The organism is Endozoicomonas sp. ALD040 (assembly GCF_049275945.1).
In the GTDB taxonomy this organism is placed as follows: domain Bacteria; phylum Pseudomonadota; class Gammaproteobacteria; order Pseudomonadales; family Endozoicomonadaceae; genus Endozoicomonas_A.
Window position 1 is genome coordinate 300,595 of record NZ_CP184829.1, and the last position, 12,870, is coordinate 313,464.

The 12,870-nt window shown below is 44.5% G+C and carries 12 protein-coding genes and 1 pseudogene; 8 read left to right on the top strand and 5 right to left on the bottom strand.

Features of this window, described 5'->3' with window-relative positions:
* Window positions 1–15: 15 nt before the first annotated feature.
* Both ACOJUN_RS00950 and ACOJUN_RS00955 read left to right on the top strand, forming a co-directional pair.
* Window positions 16–1,221, top strand: coding sequence for a hypothetical protein (locus tag ACOJUN_RS00950; RefSeq protein ID WP_422134815.1), 1,206 nt, complete (start codon window positions 16–18; stop codon window positions 1,219–1,221).
* A 664-nt stretch (window positions 1,222–1,885) separates the two neighbouring features.
* Entirely contained in the window at window positions 1,886–2,446 is a 561-nt protein-coding gene (locus tag ACOJUN_RS00955) for a hypothetical protein (RefSeq protein ID WP_422134816.1), read from the top strand.
* A gap of 225 nt (window positions 2,447–2,671) precedes the next feature.
* Here ACOJUN_RS00955 and ACOJUN_RS00960 read toward each other — a convergent pair whose 3' ends face one another.
* The 3 genes from ACOJUN_RS00960 to ACOJUN_RS00970 all read right to left on the bottom strand — a co-directional run bounded on the left by ACOJUN_RS00960 (window position 2,672) and on the right by ACOJUN_RS00970 (window position 4,467).
* A complete protein-coding gene (locus tag ACOJUN_RS00960) occupies window positions 2,672–3,109 on the bottom strand; it encodes a hypothetical protein (RefSeq protein ID WP_422134817.1) in 438 nt (145 codons plus the stop codon).
* Window positions 3,110–3,137: 28 nt separating this feature from the next.
* Window positions 3,138–4,076: a hypothetical protein gene (locus ACOJUN_RS00965; protein WP_422134818.1), complete on the bottom strand. Its 939-nt coding sequence runs from the start codon at window positions 4,074–4,076 to the stop codon at window positions 3,138–3,140.
* A 265-nt stretch (window positions 4,077–4,341) separates the two neighbouring features.
* Window positions 4,342–4,467, bottom strand: coding sequence for a hypothetical protein (locus ACOJUN_RS00970; protein WP_422134819.1), 126 nt, complete (start codon window positions 4,465–4,467; stop codon window positions 4,342–4,344).
* 198 nt (window positions 4,468–4,665) lie between these two features.
* On the opposite strand from ACOJUN_RS00970, the pseudogene ACOJUN_RS00975 reads away from it, so the two are divergent.
* From ACOJUN_RS00975 to ACOJUN_RS00990, 4 genes and pseudogenes are all read left to right on the top strand, one after another.
* Window positions 4,666–4,749: pseudogene (locus tag ACOJUN_RS00975) on the top strand (hypothetical protein); the annotation flags it as partial.
* Window positions 4,750–5,036: 287 nt separating this feature from the next.
* On the top strand, window positions 5,037–5,192 hold the full coding sequence (locus tag ACOJUN_RS00980; RefSeq protein ID WP_422134820.1) for a YgjP-like metallopeptidase domain-containing protein: 156 nt from the start codon (window positions 5,037–5,039) through the stop codon (window positions 5,190–5,192).
* Window positions 5,193–5,237: 45 nt separating this feature from the next.
* Window positions 5,238–5,654, top strand: a complete 417-nt coding sequence (locus ACOJUN_RS00985; RefSeq protein ID WP_422134821.1) for a hypothetical protein — start codon at window positions 5,238–5,240, stop codon at window positions 5,652–5,654.
* An 8-nt stretch (window positions 5,655–5,662) separates the two neighbouring features.
* Complete coding sequence (locus tag ACOJUN_RS00990) at window positions 5,663–6,982, top strand: KGGVGR-motif variant AAA ATPase (protein ID WP_422134822.1); 1,320 nt, start codon at window positions 5,663–5,665, stop codon at window positions 6,980–6,982.
* A 107-nt stretch (window positions 6,983–7,089) separates the two neighbouring features.
* Here the strand turns inward: ACOJUN_RS00990 and ACOJUN_RS00995 are convergent, their stop codons facing one another.
* Window positions 7,090–7,224 carry a hypothetical protein gene (locus tag ACOJUN_RS00995; RefSeq protein ID WP_422134823.1) on the bottom strand — a complete coding sequence of 45 codons (135 nt, stop codon included), beginning with the start codon at window positions 7,222–7,224 and terminating at the stop codon, window positions 7,090–7,092.
* Window positions 7,225–7,252: 28 nt separating this feature from the next.
* Here ACOJUN_RS00995 and ACOJUN_RS01000 point away from each other — a divergent pair, with 28 nt between their 5' ends.
* Window positions 7,253–7,444, top strand: coding sequence for a hypothetical protein (locus ACOJUN_RS01000; protein WP_422134824.1), 192 nt, complete (start codon window positions 7,253–7,255; stop codon window positions 7,442–7,444).
* Between the two features lie 141 nt (window positions 7,445–7,585).
* Window positions 7,586–9,616: an ATP-binding protein gene (locus ACOJUN_RS01005; RefSeq protein ID WP_422134825.1), complete on the top strand. Its 2,031-nt coding sequence runs from the start codon at window positions 7,586–7,588 to the stop codon at window positions 9,614–9,616.
* 34 nt (window positions 9,617–9,650) lie between these two features.
* Here ACOJUN_RS01005 and ACOJUN_RS01010 read toward each other — a convergent pair whose 3' ends face one another.
* Window positions 9,651–12,317, bottom strand: coding sequence for a hypothetical protein (locus tag ACOJUN_RS01010; RefSeq protein WP_422134826.1), 2,667 nt, complete (start codon window positions 12,315–12,317; stop codon window positions 9,651–9,653).
* Window positions 12,318–12,870 lie beyond the last annotated feature (553 nt).

Genomic DNA, 12,870 nt, shown 5'->3' on the forward strand with positions numbered 1-12,870 from the left:
AAAGGCGAATGCACAATGAACAGTTTATTATATCCAACGGTCAAGAAAAAATTACATAACAAATCAATTGTTTGCTCATTGTTATTTAATACGGGTTGGATTTATGCCTGTATGCTGTTGATAATAATGCCTGCCCGTTCTCAAACCCTTACGACATTGAGTTCCAACCGGCTTTGTCCCGGAGTTGACCATATACTTCTGAAATTACAGTGTGGCACAGACCAACATCCAGAATTCTCTGTTACCACCCGAACAGCCGGGGGTGTTTGTACGACACATTTTGACTGCTCTGGCACCCTTCATGGACATAAGGATGGAACTCACAGATGCCTGGAGAAAACAGATAATGGCAGTGTTTCATGCCCGATATTAAATTACAGTTACACGGATGAGCGACAAAACATACCTGATTTCCAGCAGCTGGCAGCAGAAACCTATGAATTTCCTGATTATAACTGCGGTCATTCGATCAATAGTCGATGTCGTTGCTACGATCGCAACGATCGCTACGATCGCGATAAAGCAAATGCATTTTGCGTTAAAAAATATTCTTGCTCTCGTTGCTCCCCCTCTCAAAAAGGTTCTGTTAATGCCGGTTACAGTGATTTAATCATTAATACACTGATGCCTGAGGGTTTGATCGAATTTCATAACATTAAATGCTGTAGAGACAGGCACGATTCAGGTTCTTTTCAAAGTTCCACCGAGTCTGAGTGCAATGCATTTAAAAATATTAAATTCAATCATTCAGTGCCTGGGCATGTCTATCACCCGGAAATAAAATACTTCGAAAAAAAGCCTGTTTTATCATGGACGGCAACCTCTGATGCCGAGCTATTCATGATTAATTTTGATGGTGACAGCTACTATACAGAAAAAACAAACATCGTTATTCCAAATGCATTACGAAATTATAAAGGAAATATTACGATAACCTCAGTGACAATTAATGAAAAAACACAAACGCCATGCCCCGGAAAGGGTACTGAACTATTTTTTAATTCAACAGCACTTGTTACTCGGTTAATGGGGGTTGTTAACTCCGATTCCGGAGAAACAGAAATAACAGTAAGCAGGACATCTCCGGAAAAAACAAGCCACTCGTTATCCAGCTCGATACTGCCATCAGAAAATGAATCAGCCAGATCATCATCAACAGGGTATTCTCCGATAATGTTCAAATTAATGACAGCGCTTATCATAAGGGTGTTATGTATTTAACAGGGAAAATAAAATCGAATATGGAATTGTCTATGAAGACAAAAAAATTAAGGAGCCCCATCGTTACTATCTGCCAGAATCTTATCGGCAAGGGCTTGGTTTCACTATGTCAAGGAGGCCGACTAAAAGTTCAGGCGATGTTGAAGGACTCCCTGGGTAAAATACCGGTTGATCCATAGTGGCTTCAATAAACTTTTATTTCACTGTTGAATTAACAGGTTTGCACTAATAGGTTCCTTCTGATCGTGAAAATGAATGGCAGGCTCTGCTTAGCTATAAATGAAAGCAGTGATCTTTTAAACTTATTTAGTGAATTAGACCTGCTGGAAGACCTTCAAGAAATAATAAATGAAATTTTAAAGTTAAGAGAAGGTGAAAAAAAATCACACATATAAGCCATATATCCTTTCAAGGGGCACAATTCTGACCTTGGAAGAAAGTCAGAACTAGTGATAGCTTTTGGTTCTGCTTGTTATAGTTCACTGCAAATTATTTGCTCACAGTAAACGCATATCGCAGTCTTCTGTGTACGACGGATTATATGTTAGTTTAGAAACTTTGTAGATATTCTGACTTTTTACTGACAATTTTCGCTCATTTTTTGTTTTTGCAAATATACAGTGCTATTTTACTTGAACTAAGAAAACCATGAGATTAGTTCACTATGAGACTCATAAATACGATTTTACTGTTAATAATATGTTCAATTTCATGTAATTTGAATGCGACGGTACTTTCAGCAGCTTCTCGCTTCATCAAACTCTACGACAATGGATTTGCAAATTCATTTCATAAAGGCGCAGACAGTCATCAAGCATTTTTGAAAGCTTTTGACAGCCCTGGGTTTTCAGGAATGGAGCCAGCAATTCGAATGATGATAGCAGTACTTTCAAGTGAAACCGAACATGACTCAAAAGATCCAAAAGATCTATATCTTGAGCAATTAAAGGCATCACCAAAGGTTTCTTTACATCCTCATCCTAATTGTTTTAGTTTTACGATGTCTCTTGATCCTATATCTGGACCAGGTGGTGTGCTTGATGTTACCTTTCAGAACATGCAAAAAAACAAATATTTAGAGGAGCGGTTGAAGCTTATCTTGATAAGAAAATTGAAAATAATTGATGAAAGTAGTGAATTTATGAAGTTATTTAGTGATTTAGACATAATGGAAGATTATCAAGAACTAAAGAGCGAAATTGAGGGGTTAAGTCAATCCGAATAAAAACATGACCTATATGGACCATCGTTCTTTCTACCCTTCCCCCGTCAATCCTGGCGGATGCCACTCTATATCTACCGCTTCGGAGCTGTGCATTACTACTCCGCCCATTAATATCAAACAGCAGGCTATACCTTTCTTAAACATGGGGCCATGATTTGATGCTCCGGAATATCAGGGTGCTACTATCAGTCATTGCAGTCGGCATATAGCTGAGGCGAGATAATATTATCGACTACTACTTCTGATAAAGCGGAAAGAACAGCCACTGCGACCCAGACTAATTGTTGAGAATACAACCGACCATTTAGTAGGCTGGCATTTTTCCTTATACGTTGTCGTTACCTGCTCTGTTCTTTTTCCATTTTTAGTGATCACTTTTATTTTGTATTCAGGTGCCCACATCAGCTCAACATCAACGGCGGCACTGGAAATAAACGACTCCAAACCTGAGTCCATTGATACACCCTGAACAATGCTTCCCCAGCTTATTGTTGCTTCTCCTTTTATGAAGTCACCCAGTGCCACTTTTTTTACTCCCTGCTTCCCAGCTAAATCAAATGACAACTGAAAGCCGCTGTCCTTGGAAAACTTGTCTTTACGCTTTATTTTTGTCTCGCCTTTGGCAGCATCGTAGACACCTGAAACTAACTCAATTTTACCCAATTAGGGCTTTTTATAAAGAGGGATGGCTTTAAAAGCTCGCTGCAATAGCAGCCACAGATACAACCAAAAGGCTAAAGACTCCCGCTGTTAAGGAAGCAGCGCCAGCAGTAGCTGTGCATTTCTTTCCGCTGCAAGTTCCACCTGAATTACAGACACATGTACTTGTCTGCAATTTTCCAGCTTTGCCGTCTTTAATGCTACATTCACCAAAGCAACCACAGGCTGTGCAATCGCTACAAGTCCAAGTGCCAACTTCTACGCCACCCAAGCTGACACCGTTGAACGTACAACCAGTTGCTTTCCCGCTAGACTCCCTTTTGCTTCTAGCAGACCGCTTACTAATATGTGTTGCTTGTTTATGAGTATTTCCGACACAAGCACCAGCCCCATCAGCCAGACAAACCACCTTCTCACCTGATATAACAGGGCTTCCAGGAGGGAGGTTAGTATCAGAGTGAAGCGGTTGGAACTGCACCCCATGTTTCACCTCTATATCACCTAAGCGAACGGTTGCGTGCCCGACAGTAAGGCTCTCCCCCTGTTGCAGGAAATAAGCCCGTGGTTCATTACCAGAAGCAGCAAGCCCTGTAACAGAGAACAAGCTATTTGGGCTTACTGCTCGGTGTAGCGAAGCGGAAAGAATCCCTTTCGCTGTTTCATCGGTATTAATAGCGGATAGATGCCCAATGCTTTGTCGGCTGTTATCCAACAGGTTTACTGTACCACCCATACTAACCTGTTCAGCTATGGTTTTAGCGCAGGCTGGCGCAGTAGCAACATGGCCAGAGGAAAGTAAAAGACCTTGGCAGGGCAGGCTCTCAGAAGACGGTCGGACTTCCGAGATGGAGGACGACGAAAAGGAGACTAAATAATCAGGTCTAGTGTTGAGAACAGAGCTGGCATGTACTGACAAATAGCTCAGTAGATTTATAGCTAATATAAGAAAGCGAGAAACAGAGGAAATCACAAGCTACACTCCCGAAATGGTACGGAAACACAACAAACATCGCACTTCCAAAAACAGAGTAAAGAGAAAGAGCTAACACTATTCGTTCGCAGCGGAAATTATAGTCACTTATCAGGGCAGTGCTTTTCAATTATCCTCAAACCCATAAAATTCCAAAGACAAAAAACGACACAAAGGAAATTTAGCAAAATCGTCGTCAACCCTCGCCCAATCGGCTATCACTTAGTCACAAATTCTATACTGGGCTTAACCTCTCTGAGACGAGTCAAGACCATGCTTCCACTGTCTCCTCAACAATGAGGGTGTCGCAAAACTCCAACAGCTCGTTCCTATGCTCTGAGTTCGTCATTCCCGGCTTCATCTCGTCATTCCCGCGAAGGCGGGAATCCACACTGACTCTCCACCAGAACCATACTGCCCGGTGTCCCCCTGGCCTTGTCATCCCCGAGAAGGCAGAGATCCACCGTTGGCGCTGGATTCCCGCCTTCGCGGGAATGACGACTTCAGAGCGTGAGAACGAGCTGTTGAAGTTTTGCGACACCCTCCAATGGGCTGAACATACTTTCGAGTTGCGCAGAAATTAGGTGATAAACGTCGTGCAAAGAGACTAACCCGTGTAGCTGCTGAACTAGCTGCCCACACGGGCTCATCTTTAGCCTCCTCATCGTCGTAAAAACCAATGTTCACTTTCCGACGGATATTAACCGAGGAATCAGCTCAGGCTATAGATTCAACGATATGGCCAGCGAGGCTATGACGCCCAAAACATTGGTCGCTGGGATTGTATCCGCTGATGAAGTAGAAACCGCGTTGATACTGAAAGTCGCATTGGTAGTCGCATTGGTAATAGAAACAGAGGACTGAGGGCCAGTCATGCAAACAGCTGAGTCAAAGTAGAACTGACCCGTCCACCAGCCTTGAGGTGTTTGGCAAGTACAGTGAACTACCCGCCCCTGAAGGATGGAGTACATTGTGGTGCATGAGGTGGTGCACTTGCTGGACCCCTTCTACAATGAACGCTTTAAGCAATTGATGACGCATTATATGCTGAACTGGCGGTCTTATCGGGATGAGCTGAATAGCTTGCCAGTGCAGTATGAGGATTGGGGGTATTGACAGCCATAGTTTGTGCTAACAAAGCCGGGCTGGATTTTGTTTATTATGTCCAAGATTGAAATTACTCAAAGAGAAATGGATCGTGCATTCAGAAGCCACCATGAGGCGACACGTCACCTACCATCATCGTGTAACCCTTCCAAACTGGTTTGCCTTTTTTACGCTGTTGAGTGTGGCTTGAAATCACTTATTATTAAGCGTGAAAGGCATCAAACTTCTGAGGGTATCGATCATTACGGGTTTGAACACAACATTAACAAGATGTTGAGTCATCTTCGCTGTGGAAAAAAGCTGAGGCTACCTGTGAATATATCTCTTGATACGAGCAAACCGAATACTCACCGTGATACCGACCAGAGTAAGTTGAACCAGGTTTGGCGGTATGGCGTTAAAATTAAAAATCAGGCAGATCATACACATATCACTCAAACCCTTGAGAATATCTGTCATTGGGTTAAGTAGCAGTATTAATGAACCTCTATAGCTGGCTGGATGCCGAACGACTGCTGGCATCCAAAACTCAGAACTTCACACACTTTCCTGAGGGTATAGCCGACATCCGTGCTTATAGTGAAGCGATCGAAATAGACCTTGAAGGTGACGATCAAACCCTTGCCTTCGATTTTGTAAAAACAGTATTTGGAAATAACTGGCATCATGATGAACGAAAAATTGAGCTGGCTTATGGCTCACAAAGCTCGATAGATGTTGAAATCATCACGGACTGTGAAGAACAGAACCCACGCCATCCAAGACCGCTTTGGCAAGACCTTGGTTATGATGGAGCAACGTCAATACTGCCAAAAAGCCCTGAACCTTTCGAAGGGAAGTGCAGGCTTGCAGCCTTTCACTCCTTTAAAGGAGGTGTTGGCCGCACCACTTCATTATTGACATGGTTTAAGGCGCTTCAGGTGAATTTCCACCATCGTGAAAGCAATCGTGGGAAATTAAAAGTGTTGCTTGTCGATGCTGATATTAAAGCGCCGGGGCTGACCTATTTGTTCAAAGACAGCGACAAACCGGATGTATCATGGATTCAGTTTCTGGAAGCCAGTCACTACCCTGCGGTTGATGAGTCAACCACGATTGCTACTTTTGCCAAAGAGCTTGATCGTTATACAAAAAGTGAAGCCGGTTTTGAATACTGCCTGCTCCCTGCCTTTTCCGATAGCGAAGCAGATATTGAAAAACACAGTGAAAGCAAATCGGGAATGGCTCAATTAATCAACATTTCTGTCCGACCAGAACACCTTGCCCGAACCTACGAGCAACCCTGGCGTTGTACCGATATGCTACAAAAGCTGGGAAATCAACTTCAGGCGGATTTGGTTCTGATTGACTTGAGAGCCGGACTCAGTGAACTCTCGAGCCCGCTGTTATTTGATCCGAGGGTGGAGCGATTTGTTGTGACCACTTTGGCCGAGCAGGCTATTAAGGGTACAGAATTCATTCTGAATCGCCTGACCTCTCTGGCCAATAATCGGGATTGGCGCAATAAATTTGGTGAAAAGACATTAGACCCTCGAGTCATCACCACATTTGTCAATGAAGAGTTCAAAAAAACCGATCAGTACAAAGCGGGCCTCGAACGACTGACTGCTGCGTATACGCCTGATATATACACTGATGATGCTAACGCCACTAACGGCCTTGAGATTATTGAGGCTGAATTCAGTTCTCAACTGTTGAACCTCGGGGCACTGGACAGCACACTTTCAGTTATAGAGCATGCAAGCCCACTGCTCAATGAAGGGTTAAACTGGGCCAAAGGCTTCTTTGATGCTGATTAACTAGCACATAGTTTCAATGAGTTTGATGTGAACAATCTACGCTCAGGGTGAACGGAGCTTGAGTGTCATTAATAGAGGGAACCCATCAATTACATTGAAACCGTGTACTAGTGCAGCCAAGCCTTGATATCCATACAGGCCACTCGTTCCGATACTCTGAGGTCGTCATTCCCGCGAAGGCGGGAATCCAGCGCCAACAGCGGGTCTCTGCCTTCTCGCGGATGAAAAGGCCAGGGGGGCACCGGGCAGTATGGTTCTGGTGGTGAGTCAGTGTGGATCGGGAATGACGGGAGTGAAGCCGGGAATGACGGGAGTGAAGCCGGGAATGACGAGAATGAAGCCGGGAATGACGGGAGTGAGGCCGGAAATGGCGGGAGGGGAACGGGTTTTGCGACACCCTCTGTTGCGTGGGAACGAGGGGTGTATGGATATCAGAGCTTAGCTGTACTAGCCATCAACTAAAAAGCCTTGATTCCGACCAGCACAGGGAAGCTCCGCAATGGCTGAGCAATAATAAAGTCAGCAGCCCTCTGGGTATTTGTATAGAATACTTCAGTTCGCTGAATTTTGGTAGAAAGCACTTCCTGCCTGGGGAGCCGATCTATGAGCCTGCATACCAATCTGGCAGGAAGGTTAAGGAATACCAATCTGCTCAAGAGTCATGGACTTTTCCCGGTTTTTGAAGCCGTCGTTAACTCTCTGCAAGCTCTTGAAGAAAACAATAATCTGCTCACAGGCGGCACTGTGACACTAAAAATACTACGTAGTCAGCAGGCTTCCTCTGGGCTTGACGACTCTGAGCGCTGCTCAGAAATAGTCGGCTTTGAAATTCACGACAATGGCATAGGCTTCAACGAAGAAAACATGGCATCGTTTGAAACCCTTGACTCTGATCATAAGATAGGAAAAGGGTGCCGGGGAGTTGGGCGTCTATTATGGCTCAAAGCATTCGACAGAGCGGATGTTACCAGTGCTTTCAAATCAAACTCATCAGGTATCGTTAAGCGGCAATTCTCGTTCACTGCTGCTCAGGGGATACAGACTCAGGATCCTGAGCCTGACCCGAATGGCGAAGGGCCTTTCTCTATCCTCACCTTATCTGGCTTCGATAAAAAGTATCGTGATGCCTGCCCAAAAACGGCGACCAGCATCGCTAATGCTTTATTAGAACACTGTCTTTGGTATTTTGTCAGAGAAGATTCTGTACCTCGTATAACGATAAAGGATGGGACAGAAACTATTGCCTTGGAAAACTTGTTTGATCAGTACATGCATAGCAAAGCCAGTAAAGAATGTATTGATATAAAAGGCTATGCGTTCAGGCTGACCCATATAAAATTTCATGCTTCGACCAAAAAGAAGCACTCTCTCGCCCTTTGCGCGGCTAACAGGCTGGTGCAGGAAATTCCCATTAGTCATCAAATCCCGGGGCTGTTTGGCAAAATATCGGATGAGGCTGGTGAGTTCATCTACACCTGCTACGTTTCATCCGACTATCTGGACGACCATGTTCGTCCAGAGCGCACTGCATTTGATATAGCGGATGATATAGAGGGTATTCTTGAGGATGTCGAAGTCAGTTTCAAAGATATGCAAAGTCATGTTCTGGCCAGAAGCAAGCAGTACCTGAGCAATTATCTGAGTGAAAACCTGAAAGCAGGTCGTGAGAGAATCAACGAGTTCGTCTCAGAAAAAGCCCCCAGATACCGACCGGTAATGCACCTGATCAATCAGCAGGAGTTTTCTGTTGACCCCAGAATAAGCGATAAAGAGCTTGATACATTGTTGCATAAACAGTATTCCGATATTGAGTGCCAGTTGCTGGCAGAAGGTCACGAGATAATGAATCCGGCCATTGAAAGTGACATGGATTTATATCAGAAAAAACTGAAAGCATACCTCAAAAAAGCAGAGGATTTTAAGAAGTCAGACCTGGCCAGCTATGTCTCTCATCGACGTGTGATTCTTGATTTGCTAGAGAAATATATTGGACAAATGGACAACGGGAAATATGTGCATGAAGAGCTGATTCATCAGCTTATTATGCCTATGCGGAAAACCTCTGAAGAAGTCTCCACAGATGCCTGCAACCTCTGGCTTATTGATGAAAGACTGGCTTTCCATGATTTTCTGGCCTCCGATAAATCACTTCGATCCATGCCCATTACCGATGATAGCTCTACGAAAGAGCCTGACTTGTGTGCACTGAACATTAACGACAATCCCATTTTGGTTTCTGAAAAAAAATCAATGCCCTTAGCCTCTCTGACAGTGGTTGAGATCAAGCGACCTATGAGGAATGATGCCTCAGAGGGAGAAGATAAAAACCCTATTGAGCAGGCTCTTGGCTACCTGAAGCGCATCCGTGAAGGTAAGGTAAAAACCACATCAGGCAGACCTATCAGGAACAGTCAGGAAATACCCGGCTATGTCTACGTCATTAGCGACCTGACCCCAACCATGGTAGAACGATGCGAGCTGGCGAGCCTGACCGAAACCTATGATGGAATGGGTTTCTTTGGTTATAACAAGCCTCGAAATGCTTACATTGAAGTCGTTTCTTATGATCGCCTGCTGCAATCAGCAAAAGAGAGGAACCGGGCTTTCTTTGACCAGCTCGGCTTACCTGCGTAGTCATGGAAATCAACTAAAAAGCCTTAATGTTGCATTAGCGGTTTTCGCGTACAAGGTTTAGAAGTCGGTCTCTGATATTGGGATTACTCATACGGTCATAGACATCTTTAACCGGGTTTTCACGCGACAAATGTCTCAGTCCCTGTCTGATGGGGTTTCCGGTCATTTTGTAAGCAGTAGTCACTTCAATCGCATCGAGCATTCTGGAGTAATCAGTACTGGGGCTTTGAGGTGCAAGATGTCGGGCTATATGGTCTCGAAGCTGGCGAAAATCACCTGTGTTCTCGAGGAGATTATCAACAGTTTCAGCCCCACGAAGCCAACTGGGATGACCATAAGTTGCAAACATCATCGAAGCAATGAAACCAGTGCTATATAAATTCCTGGCAAACAGCTCCTCTGCTGTGAGCTCACCCCGGGAACCCAATACATCCCTGAGTAAAAGTTTTAGCCTCTCTTTAAATAGACCTCCAAGAACACTGCTGCAGTCTCTTGCGGTTCTCGCGATATTTCGCCTGACAGTTTGCTCGATTTCTGAGAATATTCCTGACTCTTCTCTTTGCCTGACTTCCCATTCCAACCTTCTTTGGGCCACATTCTCTTGATAGCTCTGAGCATGTTCCTTTACGCGCCAACGATTTGTGTCTTCATATTCCTGTATTTTTTGTTGCACAATTTTCCAGGTTGAAAGTGTGAATTCACTATAATCGGATATTAACTCATTTTCGGCTCTCTCAGCCTTCTGTTCTGCATTTTCCTTCTCTTCTTTTTTTGTAGACTCCGTTTTTTTCGTTTCTTCAAGTTCGGCCTTACCCAAATACATCCCTATGGGCGCATATAGTAAGGCTCCTATACATCCTCCTACTTTTGCTCCTGGTATAACCCCGGCTGGTCCGGCCATAAATCCTGCAACACCTCCAAACAAAGCCCCAACAACTCCTCCCGAACATCCTACTCCTACTCCTACTCCTGCCAACAATGTTTCACGAATAAATGGAAGCCATTCGCTCTGTTGTTTTTGTAATTCTTCCAGTGCTTCGTTATGTGCTTGAAGCATTGTTTCCTCTATGCTTTTCAACTCAGTATACCGTTCAACAAGAGGGTTTCGTTTGCTGTCTAATTTTTCGAATTCCTCACTAACACCCGATTTACTTAGAAGCTCTGGTATTCTTTTACTTTCTACTCCCAGTTTTTCAAGATAATCTCCAATAATTTTTTGGGGGTGACTATCTTCAAATTTGTCAGAGTAAGTTAAACGTTCATAGATTAAACTATTGAAATCAGGCTCTATCTTATTTAACCCATACCTTGTTTTCTTGTAATGTTCCCATTGAGACTTTTCATGTTCTGAAACTTGCTCTTGTATTTCATCCAATAACCGCTGTATGGGCAAAGCGTTGCTAGCCTGTACACATTCAGTCAATACAAGTGGAAAGCTTTCAATATCGTTATCTTCGCCGAATTTCTGATTATAAGATTCAACATATTTTTCTTTTAATAAGGCCTCTGCACCCTTTATATCCTTTGCGCCTCCATCTGCGATGACTGCATCAATGCTTTTATTGCACTGATTAAAAACATGTATTAGGCGTTTACCAGATAAACGCCTGAGAAGTTCCATCTCTTGCTCTGAACCCTTGAAAACTTGGTTTGTGACATAAACAAAAATATTGTCTCGGTCACCAATAAAATGATCTGCCTCAGCCTTCACAAATTCATCTTTTCTATACCTTCGATGATCAAAGCCGGGTAACGACCTTATTTCAAGGTGGGGTGTAATATAAGGAGGCTCACCGTTTTCATTACCGGGTAATCCATAGGTTTCACTATGCCCCACCTTGAAAAAAGAATAACCAATAATACGATTGGCTATTGAGGATTTTCCAACATCGCCTGCACCCAGAAGCACTATTTTAACTGGCTTGACTGCGTTTTCACTCTGGGAAGCTGCGGCTGCCCCAGAGGCACCGGCTTCATCACTCCCACTATTCTCCCTGCTCTCCTGACTGCCTCTGTCGGATGGGTGGTTTTGATCGACAGGGCTAGCTTTCCCGCCAGAACCTGAACCTGAATTTTTTGCTACCTGCTTGCCAGAGCTAGCTGGTTTGCCAGGTGCCGTTTCTAGAACACCCTTAACAACTGTTTTCTCCAGACGATACAGATGTAGCTCCAGATTGAGAGCATGGTCACCGGTTTCCAGTAACTCTGCCAATTGCTCTTGCATTAACGCACGGGCGTTTTCATCCAATTGACTGACATCTGTTTGCGATAGCATGGCCAACAACAGCTGAACCAATTCTTCACGACCATTGAGTTTTGGGGCCAGCCAGTTCATTAATGCACGTGCGTTGGTCAGGTGCTCTTTCATTTCCTTCTGCTCATAAGCACTAATGTTCAAAATAATGACTGAAGATTTCTGATCGGGTTGCAGGTCATTACGCAATAGTACCGTCAGACCTCCATTCGCATTCAGATTCAGATAGTCAAGCAGGGTGTACCAGGTGCGCAGGTCGGGTAGATAATCGCCCAGCCCGGGAGGCAGTTGCAGGTTGGGCAGCAGGGTCAGGCTGTAGCCATTGCTGGTTTGGAATGGCATCCAGGGCGGGCGCCTGGTCTGGTCATCATCATCCAGCCCGTAGCCACTTCCACCAAAAAGCATTGGTTCATTCTGTTGAGCCGCGATTGGATCAAAGCCACCCAATACCCCTTGACCCGATAACCGCCTTGATGCTTTTTCCTGCTTGCTTACTGGCCGGAATTCCGCCATGAACGGCTGATCAGAGTAAAGTATATTTCGGATTTGATAACTGTAACCGGTTAGTGAAACGGTATTATAGGGTGCCGCTATCTGCAGGCGTGACTTTTGAGCAGTGGCTATCAATTGTCTACAACCTGCCTGTCTGAGTGCTACGTCATTTGGCTCTGTTTTTACTGCAACAATGGATTTGACAGCTTCAACATGCCCGGCACAAGCGACGAAGGTCTGCCCCGTGTTGGCCGTAATATCAACATCGGCCAAACCCTGTATGCTGCTGTCAGTATCAACAGGTGTTGAGCTAAGTCGCATGTTTACCCGATACCTTTCCCCCGTCAATCCTGGCGGATGCCACTCAATGTCTACCGCTTCGGAGCTGTGCATTACTACCCCACCCATTAATATCAAACAGCAGGCTATAGGTTGTCTTAAACAAGGGGCCATGATTTGATGCTCCGAAATAACAGGGTGCTACTGTCAGTCATTGCTGTCGGCAACT

What these genes read in the sequence shown, in the direction of transcription:
- ACOJUN_RS00950 (WP_422134815.1), top strand. Translation starts at nt 16, where the DNA reads ATGAACAGTTTATTATATCCAACGGTCAAGAAAAAATTACATAACAAA.
- ACOJUN_RS00955 (WP_422134816.1), top strand. Translation starts at nt 1,886, where the DNA reads ATGAGACTCATAAATACGATTTTACTGTTAATAATATGTTCAATTTCA.
- ACOJUN_RS00980 (WP_422134820.1), top strand. Translation starts at nt 5,037, where the DNA reads ATGGAGTACATTGTGGTGCATGAGGTGGTGCACTTGCTGGACCCCTTC.
- ACOJUN_RS00985 (WP_422134821.1), top strand. Translation starts at nt 5,238, where the DNA reads ATGTCCAAGATTGAAATTACTCAAAGAGAAATGGATCGTGCATTCAGA.
- ACOJUN_RS00990 (WP_422134822.1), top strand. Translation starts at nt 5,663, where the DNA reads ATGAACCTCTATAGCTGGCTGGATGCCGAACGACTGCTGGCATCCAAA.
- ACOJUN_RS01005 (WP_422134825.1), top strand. Translation starts at nt 7,586, where the DNA reads ATGAGCCTGCATACCAATCTGGCAGGAAGGTTAAGGAATACCAATCTG.